This is a genomic window from Trinickia symbiotica (assembly GCF_003028655.1).
GTDB lineage: Bacteria > Pseudomonadota > Gammaproteobacteria > Burkholderiales > Burkholderiaceae > Trinickia > Trinickia symbiotica_A.
The window spans coordinates 1-20,770 of the sequence record NZ_PYUC01000014.1; the positions used below are offsets into that span (position 1 = coordinate 1).

A 20,770-nucleotide genomic window follows, 5' to 3' on the forward strand; every position below is an offset into this window, starting at 1 on the left:
CCCACCATCCCGCCCCTCATTGACTACGGCTACCATTCCCCGGCCGAACCTGCGTCGAATCCGACACCGGCGCGGGCGCTTGCCCCAACGGCTGCGAGCTGATCGCTGACGAGGGCACCGCCCCGACCGTCGGCGCGGCCTCCGCCGACTGCGCCGAACTCGGCGCACTAGCAGCCGTCCCAGCCGCAGCCGCCACCGCCTGCTGATCCTGCGGCGAGATGTACTGAAACACCTTCACGACCCGCGTAACCCCAGGCACCGAAGCCGCAACACTCGCCCCCCGATCCCCTTCATCCTGCGTCACGAGCCCCATCAAATAGATATTCCCGTTCTCGCCTACGACCTTGAAGTCGTTCGCCGAAATCCCCTTCTCGGCCACGAGCCCGCCCTTCACGCGTGCAACCAGATAAGAATCATTGGCCCGCGTCCCAAAATCGGTCTTCGGCCCGACAGCCAACTCGTTGACCACAGCATCGACATTAGGCAGCCCGCGCACGATTTCCTCGGCCCTGCGCTTGGCGTTATCGTCAGGCACTTCCCCCGTCAACAACACCCGTCGATTGAACACAGTCAGATCGACATGCGACGCATCGCCCAACTCATTGGCGATCTGCGAATACCCTTTGACTTGAATCTCGCGGTCCTCGGTCTGCGTCCCGATCGTGCGCCGATCGGTCGCCAGCAGCGCGCCGCCCCCTGCCGCACCAGCCACGGCCAGCACGCACCCTTGCAGCGTCACCACGAGCGATGCCGCCAATCCGGCGGCGAGCGTCCCCCGCACAAGCGTCTTCGCGACGCACTTCGCGTTCATCAGCCGTATCCCCTTTATCGAAAGAAAGGTGAAGTTAGTCCTCGCCGAGCAACATGGCGTCGATGCCGTCACACAGGCAATGAATCGTCAGCAAGTGAAGCTCATGAATGCGCGCCACGCGCTCGGACGGCACGCAGATATGAATGTCGGTATCGGCAAGCGCTTCGCTAACCTTGCCCCCGCGATTGCCACCGTTGGGACCGCTGCCGTTCGCCCCGCCCGCACCGCCCGCAACGCTCGCCGCGCCGTTGCCGGTCAGCGCAATCACGAACATCTCGCGCTCGTGCGCTTCGCCGATCGCCGCGAGCACGTTGGCCGAATCGTCTGTCGCCGTCACGGCCAACAGCACGTCGCCGGCGTGTCCAAGCGCGCGCACCTGTCTTGCGTAGACGTCGTCGAACGGGCCATCGGCCGCCAACGCCGTCAGTACCGCGGAATCGGCCGTCAACGCAATCGCGGGCAACCCGGGCCGCTCGCGCTCGAAGCGCGCCGTCAATTGCGCGGCGAAGCGCTGCGCGTCCGTCGCCGAAGCCCCGTTGCCGCAAGCCAGTATCTTGTTGCCGTTCGCCAGCGCGCCGAACATCGTGTCGACAGCCGCGGCAATCGGCATCGAGAGCGCATCCAACGCTTGGAGCTGGAGCGCGGCGCTATCGCGGAAATGCTGTTGAATCCGTTCGAGTGACATCGCTTCTCTACGTATTCGGCGCGCGGGCTTTTCGACTGTATCCGCGCACCGCTACTACTGACTTCGACCACTACATTCGCGCGCAAGTTTAACCCACTCCTCATGCGGCACGGCACCTCGGATCTTCAAATAACAGCCAAAAACCTATAGTCCATCGGCGCGAAACGCATCGCGCACCCAGACGACTTCGCACCCATCGAAGGCCACGACGTCGAAGCGGCACACGCTATTCATCGCGCCGCGCGTGGCCAGAAAGTACTGCGCCGCATGCACGACCCTGCGACGCTTCTCGTGCCCCACGCTCGCCATCGCGCCGCCATAGCCGCGCCAGGCCCGCGCACGTACTTCGACGAACACGAGCCCACCCGTTTCGTCTCGCATGACAAGGTCGATCTCGCCGCCGCGGCATGTCACGTTGCGGGCAACGAGGCGCAAGCGCTGTCGCTGCAAGTACTCGCATGCGCGCGCTTCGAAGACGGCTCCGAGCCGCTTCGACTCTCGGCGCGTCGAAAAGTTGTCGGCATCGCTCGGCGTCCGCATCGCGGTTCCAGCCGCATTAGCGTGAGGCCGGCTCTGCCCCGCGTGGCACAATGGCGGCCTCCTCGCTTCGCGTGGCCGCGTTCTTCGTTCCATGTCTGACCTCCTCGAACTCGCCCAACGGCAGCAATACCCGGCCTCGGCGCTCTACATCGTCGCAACGCCGATCGGCAATGCGGCCGACATCACGCTGCGCGCGCTCCACCTGCTCGGCCTCGCCGATCGCATCGCGGCGGAAGACACGCGCAATACGGGGCAACTGCTCGCTCGCTATGGCATCGCGAAGCCGCTCGTCGCCGTTCATGAGCACAACGAACGCGCGGCGGCCGAGCGCATCATCGAATTTCTGCAAGCGGGCGAGCGGATCGCCTATGTATCGGACGCGGGCACCCCGGGCATTTCGGACCCGGGCGCGAAGCTCGTCGATGCGGTGCGCACCGCGGGCTATCCCGTGATTCCCCTGCCGGGCGCAAGCGCTGTCGCGACAGCCCTCTCCGTTGCCGGTGACTGGGCCGCGACGTTCACGTTTCTCGGTTTCGCGCCGACCAAAGCGAAGCAACGCGCGGCGTTTCTTCAGCCGCTCGCCGCCCATCCGCATGCACTGGTCTTTTACGAAGCGCCACATCGCATCGTCGAAACGGTGCGCGCGCTTGGCGAAGCCTTGGGGGGTGAGCGGCGAATCCTGATCGCCCGCGAATTGACGAAGCTACACGAGGCGCTGCATTGCTGCACCCTGGCCGAAGGGCCAACGTGGCTGGAGGAGGATTCGAATCGTCAGCGCGGGGAGTTCGTGCTCGTGGTGGAGGGTGCGCCGGCGCAAGCGCATGGGGCGAACGAAGACGCCGCAGCACACGATGCGCTGCTTCGATTGCTGCTGGAGGAGGTGACGGTCAGCTCAGCAGCCCGTATCGCCGCGTCGATCACGGGCGCCTCGCGCAACGCGCTTTACGCACGCGCGCTCGAGCTCAAGAAAGAGCAAGAAGAAGGCTGACTAACTGAGAAACTGAGTGAGAAACTGAGGGACTGCCGGACGCGAGCGCCCCCAAAGAGGCCTGGGCCGAGCCCAAGCCTTCTTCGACTACCGAGCCTACCGAGCCCACCGCATCACTGCGGGCTCTTCGGCGTATCGGCCGAAGCGAGCTTCTCGCCGCGCTCGACCTCACTCGCCTCTTCCTGCGAGAGTCCGACGATCTTCACATGCGCCGTGCCGTCGTGCTGCAGCCCGAGCTCGCGCGCGGCCGCGTACGAAAGATCGATGATCCGGCCGCGCACGTAGGGCCCACGGTCGTTGATCTTGACGACGACGGTCTTGTCGTTCTCGGTATTTGTCACCCGAACATACGACGAAAGCGGCAGCGTCTTGTGCGCGGCCGTCAGTGCGTGCATGTTGAAGCGCTCGCCGCTGGCGGTGCGGCGGCCATGGAACCAGCGGCCGTACCACGACGCCCGGCCGACCTGATGGAACCCCGAGATGTCGGGAATGCTCTCATCGATCGGCTTGGCGTCGGCCAGCTTGGAATCCGACGCGGCGGGAGCCGGCGTTGCCGGCTTGTTCTGGCCGAATGCGAGCGGTGCGCCCGCGCCAGTTCGTGAGGTGATCGTCGTCACTTTCGCGTCGCCGGTTTGGGACGGCGGCACCGCGCAGCCTCCCAGCACGCCGGCGGCAAAAAGTGTCCCCACGAATCGATGTAGTCGACGTTTCATAAGACGTGCACGCCACAGTGTCGAGCCGTCGCGCAGGCAGCACTCCGCTTGCAAGAGCGACTCTGGCAACCAAGCAGCAAACGCGCGGGACGCGCGAACGCGGCCAGCGGATGAAGCTCGGGTGCGGCCACACTCGGCCGCAATTTGCCCGGTTGGTATTCACGTCTGGTGCAACTGTCCCCAGCAGCCTTCCCAGACCCCACATGCCACCGTCAGACGTGTCGTCCAAACCACGCCCGCTTGCGTCGTCTCACGACGCGAGGAACGGCGGCATAGGCCTCCCCGGCATGCGGCCGGCTAGGACCGCTCCAGGCGCGTGGCGCCCGGCCGGGAAAGACGTGTGCATCGAACTCTGTCGATACAGAGCGAAGCGGTCTTTGACCGCTCCACATGACAGCGACCGGTAAGCTACTCAAAAAGCCCGGTCGCCCATTGGCGGCGCGGATCTCCGCGCTCGATGACCGGGATTATAGCAAAGCTGCGTTGGAATCCCGCCAGGGCGGGCTTCTTTCATATTAATTAAAGCAATGGATGTAACAATATGTATCCGTAGCGCATAGCCGAAGACGGTAGCCTCGTCCGATCGGCCAAGCGCGGCACGGTCGTGACGCGGCCGGTACAATCGTGGTTTTCGCCCTCGCCCGCACGGCATCGCCATGAAGGTCTTCGTCATCCCTGTCACGCCATTCCAGCAGAACTGCTCGCTGCTCGTCTGTGAAGCAACGCACCATGCTGCTGTCGTCGATCCAGGCGGCGATGTCGAGCGGATCGTGCAAGCGATCGAGCAGGAGAAGGTCACGCTCGAGAAGGTCTTTCTGACGCACGGCCATCTGGACCACTGCGGCGGCGCGAAGGCGATCGCGGCTCGCTACGGTGTGCCGATCGAAGGTCCCCAAGTCGACGAGCGTTTCTGGATCGATCAGTTGGCCACGCAAAGTCAGCGCTTCGGGTTTCCGCCGGCCGAGCCGTTCGAGCCGGATCGTTGGCTCGTCGATGGGGATACGGTCCGCTTCGGCAACGAGTCGCTCGATGTCTACCACTGCCCGGGCCATACGCCGGGGCATGTGGTCTTCGTCAGCAGCGCTCATCGGGTCGCGTTGGTCGGCGATGTGCTGTTCGCGGGCTCGATCGGCCGCACCGATTTCCCGCGCGGCAATCATGCCGATCTGATCGCGTCGATCCGCACGAAGCTCTGGCCGCTCGGAGACGACATCACGTTTGTCCCGGGCCACGGCCCGACCTCGACATTCGGTGAAGAGCGGCGCACGAATCCGTTCGTGGCCGACGGAGTGCGCGCGTGACGACGAAGCCCACGCCCGAGATCTACGTCAGCACGGACGTCGAGGCGGACGGCCCGATCCCCGGTCCGCATTCGATGCTGAGCTTCGCCTCGGCGGCGTTCACGGAAGACAAGCAGTTGATCGGCACGTTCTCGGCCAATCTGGAGACGTTGCCGGGTGCTCAGGCGCATCCGGTGCAGGCGGCCTGGTGGAAGACGCAGCGCGAGGCGTGGGAGGCCTGCCGCAAAGACCTGCGCAAGCCCGAAGAAGCGTTGCAGGCCTACGTGGCGTGGGTCGAGGCGTTGCCGGGCAAGCCGGTGTTCGTCGGCATGCCGGCCGGGTTCGATTTCACGTTCATGTTCTGGTACATGATGCGGTTCACGGGTAAGTGCCCGTTCTCGTGGTCAGCGCTCGATATCAAGACGCTCGCGTTCGCGATGACGGGGCTGCCCTATCGCAAATGCATCAAGCCGCGGATGCCGAAGCATTGGTTCGACGATCATCCGCATACGCATATCGCGCTCGACGACGCGATCGAGCAAGGCGCGCTCTTCTGTAATATGTTGGCCGACTTGCGCGTCTGGCAGAAAAACGCACCGCCGATCGGCAAGGCCGACGAATCCGAAGCTCGAGCGCACGAGCAGGACGAGATAGGACAAAACGACGCCGAGAGCCCGCCAAATTAGGCGATCTGTCTCATTAAACCCGCGTTCGGTTGCCTTTTGTTTCTTCCGCCACTAATATTAAAAAACATTGCGGCGAACCGGAGGCGCGGATGTCACTCGATACGTTTTCCCAGAAGATCCTGCGCCTCTTGCAGCTCGATGCGCGCCGTTCGGTCCAGGAGATCTCGGATCAGGTCGGCCTCTCGAGCACGCCCTGTTGGCGGCGCATCAAGGACATGGAGCAGTCGGGCATTATCCAGCGCTACACGGCGCTGCTCGATCGCGAAAAACTCGGCCTGCACGTCTGCGCGCTCGCGCATATCCATCTGACTCGCCATACGGAAGGCGGCGTCGAGCAGTTCGAGCGCGAAATCGCCACTTGCCCCGAAGTCACGGAGTGCTACAGCACGACGGGCGAATCGGATTACATCCTCAAGATCGTCGCGCCCGATATCAAAGCCTATGACGCTTTCCTGCACGAGCGCATTTTCAAGATCCCGGCGGTCGCTCAGGTGCGCACGAGCGTCGTGCTGCGCGAAATCAAATTCGATACGCAATTGCCGCTTTGAACCGCGCGGCGCGCTCGTTTCTAGCGAGCACTAATGCCCTTGGCGTGGTGCACTCAAATCCCGAATCTACATAGGCCGTGTCGTGGCGACGGTGGCCATATGCGCCGACGACTCGACGCGCCGTTGCAGCGTGACGTTCCGCGCGCCGAGCCGCGTTTTCAGCTCGCTGAGATCGATGCGTTTCGCAAGATCGTCATCATGCTCGCGATCGGCCGATGCATCGGCGGCGAGCGTGATATCGACGTCGAGTCCGGTGCTGAGGTAATGCACGTTATATCCGACGGCGCGTAAGCCCTGTTTCGCCAATTCGGCATCGACCAGCGCGGCGACGGCGGCTCGCGTCGGCATCCGGGCAGGCGGATGAGTCACGGCGTCGTTTTCTGGGTCGACGTGAATGAGCGCATCGAGGACGCGTTTATCGGTCATCACGCGCGTTCGCGCCGATTCGGCGATGTAGTGTCCCTCGGAAACGGAAATCATCGGATCGACGAGAATATGCGCATCGACGAGCGCGAAGTCGCCCATTTTCCGCGTCCGCAACTCGTGCACGTCGAGCACGCCGGGCGTCGAAGCCAGCAGTTTGCGGATATCGGACGCCGTGGTTTCATCGAGCGCGCGATCGGACAAATCCTGCAGCGAATTCCACCCGAACGTCCAACCCATCCGCGCGACGAGAAAACCGACGATGGCGGCGGCAATCGGATCGAGCAGCCGCACGCCGGCAAGGCTTCCGATAATGCCGATCGCGACGACGAGTGACGACGCCGCATCGGATCGCGCATGCCACGCATTGGCAATCAGCATCGCGGACCGCACGCGCTGCGCTTCGCGCAACATGTAGCGAAAGAGTCCCTCTTTCGAGACGAGCACGAGTGCGGCAACGGCCAATGCACTGACGTGGACCGGCGGGATATCGCCGAGGTTGGCGATGCGCGTACCCGCGCGCCAAAGCATGCCCACGCCGACGGCGATCAGCAGCGCACCGAGAAACAGCGAAGCGACCGTTTCGTAGCGAGCATGGCCGTAATTGTGGTCGGCATCGGGTTTCTCGCCGCTCGCGCGATTGGCAATGAGCACGATGAAGTCCGAAACGAGATCGGCGAGCGAGTGGACGCCATCGGCAACGAGCGCCTGGGAGTGGGCGACGAAACCGATGACGATTTGCAGTGACATCAGCACGATGTTGACGGCAACGCTCGCCAACGTGCTTCGGCGCGCGACCGTCTGCTTAACGGCCGATTCAGATTCGAGTTCGGAACGCATGGGAACCAGAGGAGAGGGACGAGGCGAGTAACGCTCGCAAACACCTCAATTGTATCAAGCCTCACGCCGCCATGCCGGAGATCGCCTTGAATTTCCCTTTTAAATCAGTTGCTTATGAGAACGGTAACGATTTGCGTTCAGATAGCGTGATGCCGCCCGGCAAAAACAGTTGTGCGACTCACGAAGCATTCCACTTACGCACCACTCGGAGATAAAGTTATACAAATGAAAAAACCGCACGCCCGTAAGGCATGCGGTTTTCTCGCACATTCGTCTGGTGGCGCCGAGCTTCGATTCGCCGCAACGCCGAAAAGACTGGTCTGTGCGTTTGGCGCCTGATTTGGCGGTGTGGTTATCGTTGAATCAGGAACTGGTCGCGATTCTGTCCGGCAATCCAGCGGGGCGCCTTGCCGCGGCCCGACCACGTCGCGCCCGAGATCGGATCGCGATATTTCGGAGCCACGCCAGCACGGGGACGACCAGCCTTGCCATGTTTGCCGCGGCCGCCGCCGAGTTCGGCGAGCGTAATGCCGTAGTCGGCCATTTTTTGCTTGATCTCATTCAGCACTTCGGCGTATTCACGCGCCTTCGCCTCTTCGATCTGCCTTTCGAGCTTTTCGCGCTGTGCGAGTAGTTCCTTGTAAGAAGACATGGGTTCCCTTGCGGTTTCGTTAAATGACACCGGTCTCTTCGCCGGCTCGCCATTCGAATACATGGTGCCTCGGATATTTCGGGGGGAGATTAGCACAAAAATGCAGCGTGAGAAAAGCCCGAAAAACACAAATCGTAAAGGAACCTTTCCGGATTCTTTCCTGCTTCGGCGTATCGGGGATTTACCCAGTGCGCGTTTTGCACACTATTGACGGAATCAGCATAGATGCACGGGATATCTATCAAATCATGAAATGAGATGCAGCTATCTCAATTAAACCTTTCATAACGTGAAAGGTTCTCATGTCGACTCAATCCAATCCGTCAGTGAGCGCTTCAATTCGGCAAACGTTGTCTTCGCACCGTCGAAGTTGACGCGTCGGCGCACGGCGGCCTTTTCTGTATCCCCCGGCAGCTTCACGTCGGCGCCGTAATGGTCGATTCCCAGTAACTCGAGCCCTGCCGGCCGTGCCGGGTGGCTGGCGAAAAACTCGATGAGTGCGTTCTCGTCTTCGTCCGGGAGCGGCTCGAGCGGGTCGAGCTCGTCGCCCTTGAGCCAACCCATCGCGCCAAAGCCGCCGATATAGCGAAGCCGGTCGATCTCCATTGCATGGAATGCGAAGTCGCCCAGCGCCAGGTAGCGCTCGGCTTCGGGGTGGTAGCGAAGATAGCGGCGCACGAGCGCGGGCGTGGGCTCGATGAGGCTGAAGCGTCCGATCAGCGTGACGCGCTCTCCGGCGAGCACGTCGGCGTTCGCTGCATCGACGACCAGAAACCCGGCCCGCGGATCGGCCTGCAAATTGCGCGTGTGCTCGGCCAGTCCGCTGACGAGAATGACGGGGCGGTGGCGAGCGTCGGGCGCGTAAGGCAGCATCGTCGGGTAGGGGAAACCGTCCGGCTCGCGCAGATGCGTCGCCAGTGTGCCGACCGGGCTGCGATGCAGTAGACCGAGTGGGGCTTGGTTCGGGATATTCATGGGCGATGCTCCTTCCTTTTACCGCGCAGCGTTGAGCGGCTCACGATGGCGTGCGCGCTTCCCCGTGTTCCCCACGTTCCCCGCGTCGGAGAAACCGCCCGGCTCCGAGCAGGCATGAAAGCGCTCCGTTAGAATCGTCGACTTGCATCAATCGTAGCGTTTCTTCATCGAAATTCAGCCATTCCTCCCCGTGTCTGAGACCGCCGAAACCTCCGCACTGCCCGCCGCCCACCGCAATCTGTCGATGTCGGCGCGCCGCCGCGCGCGGCTCGCGACGATGGCGCTCTTTTTCATCGCGGGCATGGTGTACGCGTCATGGGGCGTCCACGTCCCGACCGTGCGCGACAAGTTCGGTCTCGATTCGGCCTGGCTCTCGGTTGCCCTCTTCTCGCTGACGGGCGGCTCCATCGCGACGATGACGGCCAACGGCAAGTGGATCGCGCGCGTCGGCACGCGCCGCGCCTGCCTCGTCGGCGGGATCGTCATGATGGTGAGCACGGCGCTGATCCTCGTCACGCCTTCCTATTGGCTGCTGCTGCCGGTGCTTGCGGCGTTCGGCGGCGGCATGGCCACGCTCGATGTCGCGATGAACGCCGAGGCAAGCGCCGTCGAAGCGGCGATCGGGCGTCCGATCATGTCATCCCTGCACGGCATGTTCAGCATCGGCGGCATGGCCGGCGCGGCCGGCGGCGGCCTTCTGCTCTCGTTCGGCATGGCGCCGACGCTTCATCTCGCGCTCGTCGCCGTCCTCGGCACGCTCGTGCTTTGCTGGGCTTGCCCGGCCGTGCTGCCGCACGTTCCGCACGAAGCGCATCCGAACGCCCCTCAGCACGGCACGAACCGCTGGCGCTCGCCCGCGCTCTGGGCGCTCGGGATCGTCGCGCTGATTGCGCTCGTGGCCGAAGGCGCGATGTACGACTGGGCGACGGTCTATATGCGCGACGTCGTTCATGCGACGCCCGCCTTCGCGAGCGCAGGCTACGCGGCGTTTTCGGGCGCGATGGCGGCGGGCCGGTTCGCCGGCGACGCCGTGCGCGCCCGCTTCGGCGCTGTTCAGCTCGTGCTCGTGAGTGCGACGATCGCCTGTGCGGGAATGGTCGGCGCGCTTATCTTGCCGTTCTCGCTGACGGCATTGACGGGTTTCGCGCTGATGGGCATCGGGCTCGCGAACATGATGCCGGTGCTCTTCGCGGCCGCGATGCGCGTCAAGGGCATCCACGCGGCGGAAGGGATGGCGCACGTCGCCGGCCTCGCCTATTGCGGATTGCTGTTCGGCCCGGTCATGATCGGCGGGGTCGCCCAGGTCACGAATCTGACGATCGGGCTCTCGGTCGTCGCGTTGTGCGCGGCGCTCGTCGCGGTCGTCGGGCCGCGCGTGCTGAAGCGGCTCAATGTCTGAGGCGAGGCGGTCCGCCCAACCCGAGGCAAGGCCCAGGTCGGGTACGGCTGCGTCGAGGAAGCCGGCATCTGTCGCCGCAGGGCGGAGCCGAAGGGTCTTCCTCTCAACCGAAGCCCCCAAAGGCCCCCAACGCTCCCACAGGGCACCCCAAAATAAAACGGGCGTACCCGCATAGGCACGCCCGCTCCCCTGCCGCGCGGGTCTGCGAGAAGCTCGCCCGCCCGTGTTTATCGCTTGAAGCCGCAGCCGGCCCACCAGGCTAACCGGTCCGGCTATGAGCTTGGCCGACCGCATCGGGCCGGCCGCGCCGATTACATGCTGACTTCGGTCAGCGGCGTCTTCTTGCCCGACTTATAGTCGTACAGCGTAATCACGCCATGCTTCAGATCGCCGTGCGAGTCGAACGTCGTCTCGCCGATGACGCCCTTGTAGTCCGTGCTCGGCATCGCGGCCAGAATCTTCGCCGGATCGGTCGAATTCGCACGCTTCATCGCGTCGACGATGATATAGACGGCGTCATACGTGAACGGCGCGTAGATCTGGATCGGCACGCCGAAACGCTTCTGGAACTTGGCCTGGAACTCCTCGCCAGCCTTGCCCATCGCTTGGAGCGAACGGCCCGCTTCCGAGCAGACGACGTTGTCGGTGGCGTCGCCGGCGAGCGATGCGAGCTGGTCGGTACAGACGCCGTCGCCCGCGAGGATCTTCGCGCGCAGGCCAAGCTGGCGCGCTTGCTTCGCGAACGGGCCGCCCGTGGCGTCCATGCCGCCGTACATGATCGCGTCGGGGTTCTCACCCTTGATCTTCGTCAGAATGGCGCGGAAGTCGGTGGCTTTGTCGTTCGTCGCGTCGTGCGAGAGCACTTGCATGCCGAGCGACTTGGCCTTCTTCTCGAACTCGTTCGCGAGACCCTGGCCGTACGCCGTCGCGTCGTCGACGATCGCAACCTTCTTCAGCTTGAGCTTGTCGGCCGCGTACTGCGCGAGCGCCGGGCCCTGCTGAGCGTCCGTCGCCACGACGCGGTACGTCGTCTTGAAGCCTTGCAGCGTGTACTGCGGGTTCGTCGCCGAAGGCGAGATCTGGACGATGCCCGCATCGCTGTAGATCTTCGACGCCGGGATCGACGTGCCGGAGTTCAAGTGGCCCACAACCGCGACGACCTTATCGTCGACGAGCTTCTGGGCAACCTGCGTAGCCTGGCGCGGGTCAGCCGCGTCGTCCTGCGCGTCGAGCTCCAGCTTGATCTTTTGGCCGTTGATCGTGAGACCCTTAGCGTTGATTTCCTCCACAGCAAGGCGCGCGCCGTTCTCATTGTCCTTGCCGAGGTGAGCGATCTGCCCCGTCAGCGGAGCGACGTGACCGATCTTGACGACCTCGTCCGCCGCAGCACCCGTTGCCATCGCAGCAAACATCATCGCCGCCGCGCTGATCGGCAACACCTTGTGCATCTTCATTTTCATGTAAGTCTCCAGTTTCGGTCCAAAAACGACGTGACCGCCCGAACCCCGTCTTCGCCTTCTTTTTCGATCGACTCGAGGGGCGTACACGCCGGAATGCATCGTCATGCACTTTGCTTGCACGGAAAGTGGCAAGTTCGTGACAAGCCGCACTCCGTGCTGCGCGAGAAGTGTAGGGCAACAAATTAAAGTTTGGGATTTTTTTGAGATAGTTGGGAGGAGTACTAATAGGTTTATGCCGGATGTCCGTGCGGCGTCGAGGGCGGACCGGCCGGATCGGTCGGAACGCGCAGCCGGCGCGGGTCTTGGGCGATCGGGGTTTTGGGCCGTCGTTTTTGTGCAACCCCTTTTGTGCAGCCCCGATTGGCCGGGAAGAATCGGCGGACGATTCAGTCGCCTTTCGATTTGCGTTCGCGCGGATCGACTAACCGGTGGCTCGCTGCAGCGGTTCGCGATTGGTGCCAAACTGTCGCGCCTGAGCGAATCGCCCATCTATCTTGGAGTGGAGAAAGACATGAACGTGACTTCCCAATGGATCGACATCGAAAGCGACGACGGCGGGCGCTTCCAGGGCTATCTGTCGCTGCCGCGCACGGGCCGCGGCCCCGGCATCGTCATCATTCAGGAGATTTTCGGCGTGAACGGGCATATCCGTTCGGTCGTCGAGCAATACGCGCTTGCGGGGTATGTCGCGCTCGCACCCGATATTTTCTGGCGCAGCGAGCGGCGCGTGGAGCTCACTTACGAGGGGGCCGACCGTGACAAGGGTATCGCGCTGATGCAAAAGACCGACGTGAGCAAGACCGTCGCCGATCTCGGCGCCGCCGCGCGCACGTTGAAGAGCCGGCCCGAGGTGACGGGCGGCAAGGTGGGCGCGATTGGCTACTGCTTCGGCGGGCAGCTCGCCTATCTGCTGGCGGCGCAAGGTTCGGTCGATGCCGCCGTGGCGTATTACGGCGGCGGGATTCAGAACAAGCTCGACGAAGCCGGCAAGGTTCGCGCGCCGATCCTGTTCCACTATGCCGAGAAGGATGGGTCCATTCCGCTCGATGCCGTCGAGCGCGTCAAGGCGAGCTTCGCGGGCAAGGCGAACGCGGAGTTTCACGTTTACCCTGGCGCGGGGCATGGGTTCAATTGTACGGACCGGTCGTCCTACGATCAGCGCTCGTCCGCCCTCGCGCTCGGTCGGACGCTGACGTTCTTGTCCGCCCATCTTTAAGAGGCGACAAAGGCGCTTGCCAGTGCAAGCGCCTTTTGGGGCGAGCGTCAGGCCTTCTTCGTATAGCCGCTACACCAGCCCTTCGCGTTGACCTGCTTGCCGCCGAAGAGTGCGCAGGGGCCGTACGCGTCTCCCGCCTTGCCCTGGAACAACTGGCAATTGCTGCACGTCTCGCCGGCCTGATACTTGGCGTACTTGGCCTTGTCGACCTTGGTGGCGTCTTCCTTATAGCCGAGCGCTTGGGCGGTCGGGTCGCTTTCGGCAACGTGCGGCGCATCGGCCAACGCCTGGCGCGAGAGGGCGAGCGCCGAAGCGGCGCCGAGACTCGTAATCAAAAACGTGCGACGAGACGATTTCATTGGGGGAACTCTCCAAGTGTTGTATCGGGCCCGTTTGTCAGGGACCTTGTCTGCCACCGTTGAACGGCAAGACCGAGCATACAACGAAGAACGTTTTGCGCATCGCCGAATTCCGCAATGGCCGGGATAACGAGTATTCGCGTTCGCCGCGCCGGCTCCGCCGGAGGAAGTGAGCGCCGTGACAGCAGCCGTTGCCCCTCACCCTTCAGTTGCGTCCGAGAATTTCGCAGACGCGTTGCGCGATGGCGAGACACGCCGTCAGGCCCGGTGACTCGATGCCGAACAGGTTCACGAGCCCGCGCACGCCGTGCGCGGCTGGCCCTTGGATGACGAAATCGGCGGCCGGCTCGCCGGGTCCCGAGAGCTTGGGCCGGATACCGGCATAGGCCGGTTGCAGCGCATCGTCGGCGAGGCCCGGCCAGTATTCGCGAATGGCGGCATAGAAGCTTTCGGCGCGACTCGGATCGACGTCGTAGTTGATCGAATCGACCCATTCGACGTCGGGGCCGAAGCGCGCCTGGCCACCCAGATCGAGCGTCAGATGGACACCGAGCCCGGCCTCGTTCGGCATCGGATAGATGAGTCGCGAGAACGGCGCGCGGCCCGAGATGCTGAAATAGTTGCCGCGCGCGAAGTAAAGCGGCGGCACGTGACGCGCATCGAGCCCGTGGATTTTGCGCGCGAGCGCATTGGCGTGAAGGCCGGCGCTGTTGATGACGCATGCCGCGCTCAATGTCGTCGGCGACGATCCGCCGACTTTAACGACGAACCGGCCGGCCGTTGCTTCGATCGATTCGACGGGCGAGTGGAACGCGCAGACGGCACCGCCGCGCTCGGCATCGCCTTCGAGCGCCAGCAGGAGCTGATGGCTATCGACGATGCCGGTTTGCGGCGAGAAGACCGCCGCGACGCACTCGAGCGCCGGCTCGAGGGCTTGGGCTTCGTCCGCGGTGAGCGGCATCAGGTCGAGGACGCCATTTTCCTTGCCGCGGGCGGCGAGCGTCTTGAGCTGCGGCAGTTGATTGCGCGCGGTGGCGACCAGCAGCTTGCCGCAACGCTGATGCGGAACGCCGCGCTCAGCGCAGTATTCATAGAGCATCTCGCGGCCGCGCACGCAGAGCGCTGCCTTCAACGAGCCGCGCGGGTAGTAGATACCGGCGTGAATGACTTCGCTGTTACGCGAGCTCGTGCTCGTGCCGACGGCCTCGGCCGCTTCCAGCACGATCACCTCGCGGCCGCGCTCAGCGAGCGCGCGCGCGATGGCTAGACCGACCACTCCTGCGCCGATCACTACGCATTCGATCTGATCCATGGTTGTCCGTTGCGGCTCCGCGACCGCGCGTCGTTGCCGGTATGGCCGTTGACGGGACGCTCCGGCTAGCGCTGCCCGAACGCACGTTCATTCGCACATTTCGTATCGCGGTATGGCGCCGCTCACGTGCATGGGGGATTGTACTCAAAACCCGATCGGCCTCCGCCGGGTCCCCCGCTCCAACCGAATATCGTCGCCACGAATCTCATCGCGCCCATCGACTCTCGCCGTACCGAACCCATGCAGGATCGCGCGCCGCATATCGCGCGGCGAGGCCCGCGCGAGCACCTCGAGCGCGTCCTCCCCGAGCGCCTCCGGGAACCGCAGCCCCCATCCATGCGCCGAGCGGATCTCCTCGTAGATGGCCTGCGCAATGCGCCGCGCGCCTTCCGTATCGGGCGGCGTGATTTCATAAACGCTCATCCGGCTCAGAATCGGCTCGGGAATCGACCGATCGTCGTTAGCCGTAGCGACCCAGATGACTTGCGCGGCATTGATGGGCACTTCGGCGAACTCGTCGATGAACGCTTGCGCCGTTTCATGCTCGAGCAGCGCGTAGAGCGCGCCGAGCGGATCGTATTGCGAATCGCTGTTGGCCTTGTCGATTTCGTCGACGACGATGACGGGATTCGCGTAGCTCCCATTCACGAGCGTCTCGAACACCTTCCCCGGCTTCGCGTTCTTCCATTGCGACGAGGCGCCCGAAAGAATCCAGCCGGCCGTGAGCGAGCTCATCGCGACATATTGATAAGCCGTTCCCAAGAGCCGCGCGAGCGCCTTCGCGAAATGCGTCTTGCCGATGCCGGGATCGCCGAGCAACAGGATCGGCATCAGCTCGAGCCGGTCTTCCGTCTCCATGCAGAGTGCGACTTGTCGTCGCACGTCTTCGAGCGGCTCGGAAAAATTCGGGAGCCGATCGAGTAGCGCATCGATCGCCGGCATGCGGTTCGGCTTGACGCAAAACCGCAGATTGCCGACCTTCAGCATCTTCTCGTAAGTGGCGCGCAGTGCTTCGTTCGCACTGTCCCCCAGTTCGTTCAGCGCTGTCTCGACCTGATCCAGATCGTAGACCTTGCTGAACGATGCCACCGCGAGTTCCTGTTTCACCATCGCTGTTGTCATTGCTCACCTCACCCCGCGAATCGAGCGCCCCACTCGGTCACAGGTCGACCCCGCCCATCTGCGCCCAAGGCGCGCACTGCTTCGCTTCATGTCGACATCACGATTCAAGTGTAGCCATGCAAGTTCCATGCGCAAAGCAAGCAGCCGGCCTACCGTGCTGCTGATAGTTCGGTTGGCCCTAATCGCTGCATCTCACGCCATCTCGACGTCAAATGACAGCGTAACAGCCGATACGGCGAGGGCGGGTCGTTAGGCGTAAGATGAGCGGTTCAAGCTTCGACGCATCGGTGCAGCAAAGGAGTAGCTGATGAGAGCAAAAGCCGTCATCGCGGCAGCGTTCGGTTGCGTCTCGTTTGTCGCTTGCGCGCAAACGACGACGGAGCCGCCTGTGGTGACGTGGGAGATCGACGTCGTGCGCGATGGCACCACGATCGATACGTTCGACGGCACCACGCCGATCGGCCAGGCGGCCGCGGCCACGCATCACCATGAAACCGTGCATCGCGTGGGCTGCAAGCAAGCGCCGGCCGCCAGCATCGACCTCGTTCGCTCGCTGACGGTCTCGCCGGTGAGGCTCGATCCGTCGGGCGTCACGCTCGCGATCGAGGCGCAAGACACGATCGAAGACGATACCGAGCAGCGCACCCCCGACGGCTGTCCGCTGCCGCCCGAGCCGAGGCGCCTCACCGCGTCGCATCCGGGCCTCGTCGTGCCGAGCGGCCAATGGACGAACTGGACGATCCTCGAGAGTCATCCGGCACTCGTCTATCGCGTTCGCGCCAGCGTCGCTTCTCACTAATATGGATCATTGAAGCAGGAACCGCTCGGCATGCGAAATCCCGAAGAACTCCTGCAAGCGGCCGCGGCGAGCGAGAAGAAGGACTTCGTCGCAGTGAGCTGGAATCTGCACAAAGGGCGCACGCCGCTCGGTTTCACAGCGTGGAAGGCGATGCAGCGCTGGGTCCAATCGACACATGCGGACGCCTATTTTCTCCAGGAGGCAATGGCGCGGCGCATGCCCGGACCGACGCTCGCGACGAGCTTTGGCGCGCCGGTCCACGAGCCGCTCGCCGACGTGTGGGACTGTCAGGCGACGGAGCTCGCGCAGGCGCTCGAGCTCGAGATCGCGCTCGGACCCAATGTCTTCAAGCCGTCATGGCGGCACGGGAATGCGATTCTTTCGCCGCATCCGCTCGACCTCGGCGGCCGTTGGGACATCTCGGCGCACCGCTTCGAAAAGCGCGGGCTCCTCGTCGCGCGCGCGATGTTCGGCGGCCAGTCGGTCACGCTCCTTTGCGCCCATCTGGCGCTCACGCGTTCGGCACGGCTGCGCCAGATGAACTGGATCGCGCACTGGATCGCGCGCCAAGCGCCCGACGGTCCACTCGTGCTCGCGGGCGATTTCAACGACTGGCGCAACGACTCGATTCCGCTTTTCGGCGAGCACGGTCTCCAGGAGGTCGCGACCGAGCTCGGCGAAAGCGCGCGCACGTTCCCGGCCTTCTCGCCGGCGCTCGCGCTCGACAAGATGTTCGTGCGCGGCATGCGCCCGGTCGAATGGATCCCGCCCGCACAGGAAACGGCCTGGCTCTCCGATCATCTGCCGTATGTCGCGCGTCTTCGGCTCGACGATTGAGCGCCGAAGGGGCGGCATCGAACGCCGATCGAACGGAACGGACCGTAACGGCCCGACTAAAGGCACGGCGCCTTCGAGAGGCGGGCGACGCGCGACCGGAACGGCGACGCGAAGCCTGGCCGTCCAAAGCGCGCTAAAATAGCGAATTCTGCGTCAGCCAGACGCGTCGCACTCTCGAAGCCCATGAGCAACCTTAATCCGCAAACCGTCCTTACCGTCCATCATTGGACCGACACGCTTTTCAGCTTCACCTGCACGCGCGACGATTCGTTCCGCTTCGAGAACGGCCAGTTCACGATGGTGGGCCTCGAGGTCGACGGCAAGCCGTTGATCCGCGCCTACAGCATGGCCAGTGCGAACTACGAGGAAAACCTCGAATTCCTCAGCATCAAGGTGCCCGACGGCCCCCTGACCTCGCGTCTGCAGCACCTCAAGGTGGGCGACAAGGTCCTCATCGGCAAGAAGCCGACGGGCACGCTCGTGGCCGACAACCTGCTGCCCGGCAAGACGCTCTGGCTGCTCTCGACGGGCACGGGCCTCGCCCCGTTCATGTCGATCATCAAGGATCCCGACATCTACGACCGCTACGAGAAGGTCGTGCTCACGCACACGTGCCGGTTCGTCGACGAGCTCGCCTACAAGGAATACATCACCGAGCATCTGCCGGCGCACGAGCATATCGGCGAGATCGTCCGTGAAAAGCTCATTTACTACCCGACGGTGACGCGCGAATCGTTCATGAATCGCGGCCGCATCACCGAGCTCATCGACACGCAAAAGCTCTTCGCCGATTTGGGCCTGCAGCCGTTCTCGATCGAGACGGACCGCGTCATGCTCTGCGGCAGCCCGCACATGCTGCGCGATACGCGCGAGTTGCTCGACGGGCTCGGGTTCAAGGAAGGCAGCAACAACGATCCGGGCCACTACGTCGTCGAGAAGGCGTTCGTCGGCTAACGAGCGGCGAATCGCCGACAGCTGGGCAGCTACAGCCACACTCGTATCACCTCGCGACCGGAGCCACTGTGCTCCGGTCTTCTTTCAGCCGCCGCTGCGCTGCAACATTGCTCGCGCTGTGCTGTTACGTCTGTTACATCGGCGCCACACCGCTTGCCTTGTTTTATCGTAAGGCTTTTCCTACGAGAGAACGACACGGCCTTTGCCAGCGGTCGTTTGCGGTCGCGCTCCAAGCCTTGTTGCGTCTGACTATTTCTTGTTTTTGAGATATCATCCGCCGCATCGGTCACCGGACGGAATCGATTCCTACTGTGTGATCTGTTAGTTACAAAATGTAAATATCGTTACCTGCTCCGTCGGTGTTTTTCCTGCCGGCTCAACAGTAACGCTCGAGTCGTAACAGCTTTTTTTAGCTGCCCTTTTTCAGCGATGAGCGAAGAAAGCCTGGCCAAACTGCAAGCTCGCCTGCGCGAGCTTGCCGGCGAGCTCGCGCAGGCGAGCGAAGCCGCCCGCATTCATCTTGCTCGCGAGCTGCACGACGGCGTGGGGCCCGAACTGACGGCCGCGCGCTTCGCGCTGGCCAGCATGGGCGCCGCCCTTTCGGGCACGCAAGCATGGCCTGACGCCGAACAGGCATTCGCGCTCGCTCAGCGCTCGCTCGAAGCCGCCTGCGAGGCCACTCGCCGCATCGTGGCCGAACTCCACGGGCCGCAGCTCGAAGGCGGCATCGTCGGCACGCTGTCGCAATGGACGCTCGCCTTCACGGAACGGACAGGCCTGCGGACGAGCTTCGTCTGCGCAGCCGACGTCCGGCTGACGCAGTTGCCGCACGATGCGGCCCTCTCCATTTTCCGCGTCGCCCAGGAAGCGCTCGGCAACGTCGCCAAGCACGCCAACGCGTCATGCGCCGACGTGCGCATCGATACGGACAAGCGCCATCTGACGCTCGTCATCGCGGACGACGGCCGCGGCATGCCGCGCCGCGCGCGCAAGCCCGATCACGAATCGGCGACAGGCTTTGGCCTTCCCGGCATGCGCGCGCGCTGCGAGGCGCTCGGCGGCTCGCTGCGCGTGACTACGCGCGAGCAGCGGAAAGCCAAAGCCGGCGGGATGGGGACGGGGACGGGCACGACGGTGCGGGCCCGCTTCGCCTGGGACGCGTTGCTCGGCGCGCTCGCCGAGCGCGTCGGGACCTCGGCGGGCACGGCCAATACGACCGGCATCGCCGGCATCACCAGCACCACCGGCACGAGGGGCACGACGGACATGACGCGCACGCAAGCCCGCATGGTGCCGCTGCGGGGCAACATGGCATCGGCGAGCTAGGGCTATGTCATTGCGCATTCTGCTCGTCGACGACCATGCGATCGTGCGTCAAGGCGTGCGGCATCTGCTGCTGACGCACGATGTCGCGCGCGAAGTCGCCGAAGCCGACACCGGCGCGCAAGCGCTCGCGAGCCTCGACGACGAGTATCCGTTCGACGTCATCGTGCTCGACATCTCGCTGCCCGACATCAACGGCGTCGAAGTCCTCAAGCGCGTGAAGCGCCGCGCGCCGCGCACGCCCGTCCTCATGTTCTCGATGTTTCGCGAGGACCAGTACGCGGTCCGCGCGCTCAAGGCCGGCGCGGCCGGCTATCTGTCGAAGACGGTGACGGCCGCGCAGATGATCGACGCGATCCGCCAGGTAGCGGCCGGCCGCAAGTACGTCAGCCCCGCGCTCGCGCAGGCGCTGGCCGAATACGTCTCGGTCGAGAACGAGCCGTTGCCGCACGAAAAGCTTTCGGATCGCGAGTATCAGACGCTTTGCATGCTCGCATCGGGCAAGCGGCTGACCGACATCGCGCACACGCTTTCGCTCTCGGTGAAGACGGTCAGCGTCTATCGCACGCGCCTGCTCGAGAAGATGAAGCTCAGCAACAACGCGGAGCTGACGTTCTACGTCATGAGCAATCGCCTCATCGACTTCAATCCCGCCGCCACGATCGACACTTCGCCAAGCTGACGATCGCGTCCACCGCGTCGGCGGGACAGCTCGACCTGCCCAGCCTGTCGCGCGCTATTTTGGTGCCTGAGCGCAGGATCTATCTGAGTTCTTAGGGCTGCGCAAGCCTGCCGACCCGGATCGGCTAAAATCGCAGGTTTTCCCAACGGCCGGCACGCACCAAGCC

Annotated in this window: 22 protein-coding genes; 11 read left to right on the top strand and 11 right to left on the bottom strand. The window is 63.8% G+C overall.

Annotated features, from left to right (window positions below; all coding sequences use genetic code 11):
* Positions 1 to 16: 16 nt before the first annotated feature.
* The 3 genes from C9I57_RS24470 to C9I57_RS24480 all read right to left on the bottom strand — a co-directional run bounded on the left by C9I57_RS24470 (position 17) and on the right by C9I57_RS24480 (position 2,036).
* The gene (locus C9I57_RS24470) at positions 17 to 811 is read right to left on the bottom strand and encodes a BON domain-containing protein (protein WP_107153190.1); all 795 of its coding nucleotides are present in this window, start codon (positions 809 to 811) and stop codon (positions 17 to 19) included.
* A 34-nt stretch (positions 812 to 845) separates the two neighbouring features.
* Positions 846 to 1,496: an SIS domain-containing protein gene (locus C9I57_RS24475; RefSeq protein ID WP_107153191.1), complete on the bottom strand. Its 651-nt coding sequence runs from the start codon at positions 1,494 to 1,496 to the stop codon at positions 846 to 848.
* Between the two features lie 144 nt (positions 1,497 to 1,640).
* Positions 1,641 to 2,036, bottom strand: coding sequence for a YraN family protein (locus C9I57_RS24480; protein ID WP_107153192.1), 396 nt, complete (start codon positions 2,034 to 2,036; stop codon positions 1,641 to 1,643).
* A gap of 91 nt (positions 2,037 to 2,127) precedes the next feature.
* Here C9I57_RS24480 and rsmI point away from each other — a divergent pair, with 91 nt between their 5' ends.
* Complete coding sequence (gene rsmI / locus C9I57_RS24485; RefSeq protein ID WP_107153193.1) at positions 2,128 to 3,024, top strand: 16S rRNA (cytidine(1402)-2'-O)-methyltransferase; 897 nt, start codon at positions 2,128 to 2,130, stop codon at positions 3,022 to 3,024.
* 113 nt (positions 3,025 to 3,137) lie between these two features.
* Here the strand turns inward: rsmI and C9I57_RS24490 are convergent, their stop codons facing one another.
* Entirely contained in the window at positions 3,138 to 3,737 is a 600-nt protein-coding gene (locus C9I57_RS24490; protein ID WP_181321942.1) for a septal ring lytic transglycosylase RlpA family protein, read from the bottom strand.
* Between the two features lie 656 nt (positions 3,738 to 4,393).
* On the opposite strand from C9I57_RS24490, the gene C9I57_RS24495 reads away from it, so the two are divergent.
* The 3 genes from C9I57_RS24495 (at position 4,394) to C9I57_RS24505 (ending at position 6,251) form a co-directional block, all read left to right on the top strand.
* Complete coding sequence (locus C9I57_RS24495; RefSeq protein WP_107153195.1) at positions 4,394 to 5,038, top strand: MBL fold metallo-hydrolase; 645 nt, start codon at positions 4,394 to 4,396, stop codon at positions 5,036 to 5,038.
* Positions 5,035 to 5,703 carry an exonuclease gene (locus C9I57_RS24500; RefSeq protein ID WP_107153196.1) on the top strand — a complete coding sequence of 223 codons (669 nt, stop codon included), beginning with the start codon at positions 5,035 to 5,037 and terminating at the stop codon, positions 5,701 to 5,703. The genes C9I57_RS24495 and C9I57_RS24500 overlap by 4 nt, the downstream gene beginning before the upstream one ends.
* A gap of 89 nt (positions 5,704 to 5,792) precedes the next feature.
* Positions 5,793 to 6,251: an Lrp/AsnC family transcriptional regulator gene (locus tag C9I57_RS24505; protein ID WP_018442674.1), complete on the top strand. Its 459-nt coding sequence runs from the start codon at positions 5,793 to 5,795 to the stop codon at positions 6,249 to 6,251.
* A 66-nt stretch (positions 6,252 to 6,317) separates the two neighbouring features.
* On the opposite strand, the gene C9I57_RS24510 is transcribed toward C9I57_RS24505, so the two are convergent.
* The 3 genes from C9I57_RS24510 to C9I57_RS24520 form a co-directional block, all read right to left on the bottom strand.
* Complete coding sequence (locus C9I57_RS24510; protein WP_107153197.1) at positions 6,318 to 7,514, bottom strand: cation diffusion facilitator family transporter; 1,197 nt, start codon at positions 7,512 to 7,514, stop codon at positions 6,318 to 6,320.
* Positions 7,515 to 7,866: 352 nt separating this feature from the next.
* On the bottom strand, positions 7,867 to 8,166 hold the full coding sequence (locus tag C9I57_RS24515) for an H-NS histone family protein (protein ID WP_018442672.1): 300 nt from the start codon (positions 8,164 to 8,166) through the stop codon (positions 7,867 to 7,869).
* A gap of 300 nt (positions 8,167 to 8,466) precedes the next feature.
* Positions 8,467 to 9,141 carry a HugZ family pyridoxamine 5'-phosphate oxidase gene (locus C9I57_RS24520; protein ID WP_107153198.1) on the bottom strand — a complete coding sequence of 225 codons (675 nt, stop codon included), beginning with the start codon at positions 9,139 to 9,141 and terminating at the stop codon, positions 8,467 to 8,469.
* Between the two features lie 244 nt (positions 9,142 to 9,385).
* On the opposite strand from C9I57_RS24520, the gene C9I57_RS24525 reads away from it, so the two are divergent.
* The gene (locus C9I57_RS24525; RefSeq protein WP_107153305.1) at positions 9,386 to 10,540 is read left to right on the top strand and encodes an MFS transporter; all 1,155 of its coding nucleotides are present in this window, start codon (positions 9,386 to 9,388) and stop codon (positions 10,538 to 10,540) included.
* Positions 10,541 to 10,851: 311 nt separating this feature from the next.
* On the opposite strand, the gene C9I57_RS24530 is transcribed toward C9I57_RS24525, so the two are convergent.
* Positions 10,852 to 12,000, bottom strand: a complete 1,149-nt coding sequence (locus C9I57_RS24530; protein WP_107153199.1) for a branched-chain amino acid ABC transporter substrate-binding protein — start codon at positions 11,998 to 12,000, stop codon at positions 10,852 to 10,854.
* 517 nt (positions 12,001 to 12,517) lie between these two features.
* On the opposite strand from C9I57_RS24530, the gene C9I57_RS24535 reads away from it, so the two are divergent.
* Positions 12,518 to 13,216, top strand: coding sequence for a dienelactone hydrolase family protein (locus tag C9I57_RS24535; protein WP_181321947.1), 699 nt, complete (start codon positions 12,518 to 12,520; stop codon positions 13,214 to 13,216).
* A 47-nt stretch (positions 13,217 to 13,263) separates the two neighbouring features.
* Here C9I57_RS24535 and C9I57_RS24540 read toward each other — a convergent pair whose 3' ends face one another.
* The 3 genes from C9I57_RS24540 to C9I57_RS24550 all read right to left on the bottom strand — a co-directional run bounded on the left by C9I57_RS24540 (position 13,264) and on the right by C9I57_RS24550 (position 15,997).
* Positions 13,264 to 13,575, bottom strand: coding sequence for a high-potential iron-sulfur protein (locus C9I57_RS24540; protein WP_107153200.1), 312 nt, complete (start codon positions 13,573 to 13,575; stop codon positions 13,264 to 13,266).
* Between the two features lie 205 nt (positions 13,576 to 13,780).
* Complete coding sequence (locus C9I57_RS24545; RefSeq protein ID WP_107153201.1) at positions 13,781 to 14,887, bottom strand: NAD(P)/FAD-dependent oxidoreductase; 1,107 nt, start codon at positions 14,885 to 14,887, stop codon at positions 13,781 to 13,783.
* Between the two features lie 144 nt (positions 14,888 to 15,031).
* On the bottom strand, positions 15,032 to 15,997 hold the full coding sequence (locus C9I57_RS24550) for an AAA family ATPase (protein WP_181321943.1): 966 nt from the start codon (positions 15,995 to 15,997) through the stop codon (positions 15,032 to 15,034).
* Between the two features lie 319 nt (positions 15,998 to 16,316).
* Between C9I57_RS24550 and C9I57_RS24555 the strand changes: the two genes are divergently transcribed.
* The 5 genes from C9I57_RS24555 to rqpR all read left to right on the top strand — a co-directional run bounded on the left by C9I57_RS24555 (position 16,317) and on the right by rqpR (position 20,604).
* Positions 16,317 to 16,808, top strand: coding sequence for a hypothetical protein (locus C9I57_RS24555; RefSeq protein ID WP_107153203.1), 492 nt, complete (start codon positions 16,317 to 16,319; stop codon positions 16,806 to 16,808).
* A 30-nt stretch (positions 16,809 to 16,838) separates the two neighbouring features.
* Positions 16,839 to 17,645, top strand: a complete 807-nt coding sequence (locus C9I57_RS24560; protein WP_107153307.1) for an endonuclease/exonuclease/phosphatase family protein — start codon at positions 16,839 to 16,841, stop codon at positions 17,643 to 17,645.
* A gap of 183 nt (positions 17,646 to 17,828) precedes the next feature.
* The gene (locus tag C9I57_RS24565; RefSeq protein ID WP_107153204.1) at positions 17,829 to 18,599 is read left to right on the top strand and encodes a ferredoxin--NADP reductase; all 771 of its coding nucleotides are present in this window, start codon (positions 17,829 to 17,831) and stop codon (positions 18,597 to 18,599) included.
* Between the two features lie 429 nt (positions 18,600 to 19,028).
* The gene (locus tag C9I57_RS24570; RefSeq protein ID WP_107153205.1) at positions 19,029 to 19,925 is read left to right on the top strand and encodes a sensor histidine kinase; all 897 of its coding nucleotides are present in this window, start codon (positions 19,029 to 19,031) and stop codon (positions 19,923 to 19,925) included.
* A gap of 4 nt (positions 19,926 to 19,929) precedes the next feature.
* A complete protein-coding gene (gene rqpR / locus C9I57_RS24575; RefSeq protein ID WP_107153206.1) occupies positions 19,930 to 20,604 on the top strand; it encodes a response regulator transcription factor RqpR in 675 nt (224 codons plus the stop codon).
* The last annotated feature ends 166 nt before the right edge of the window (positions 20,605 to 20,770 follow it).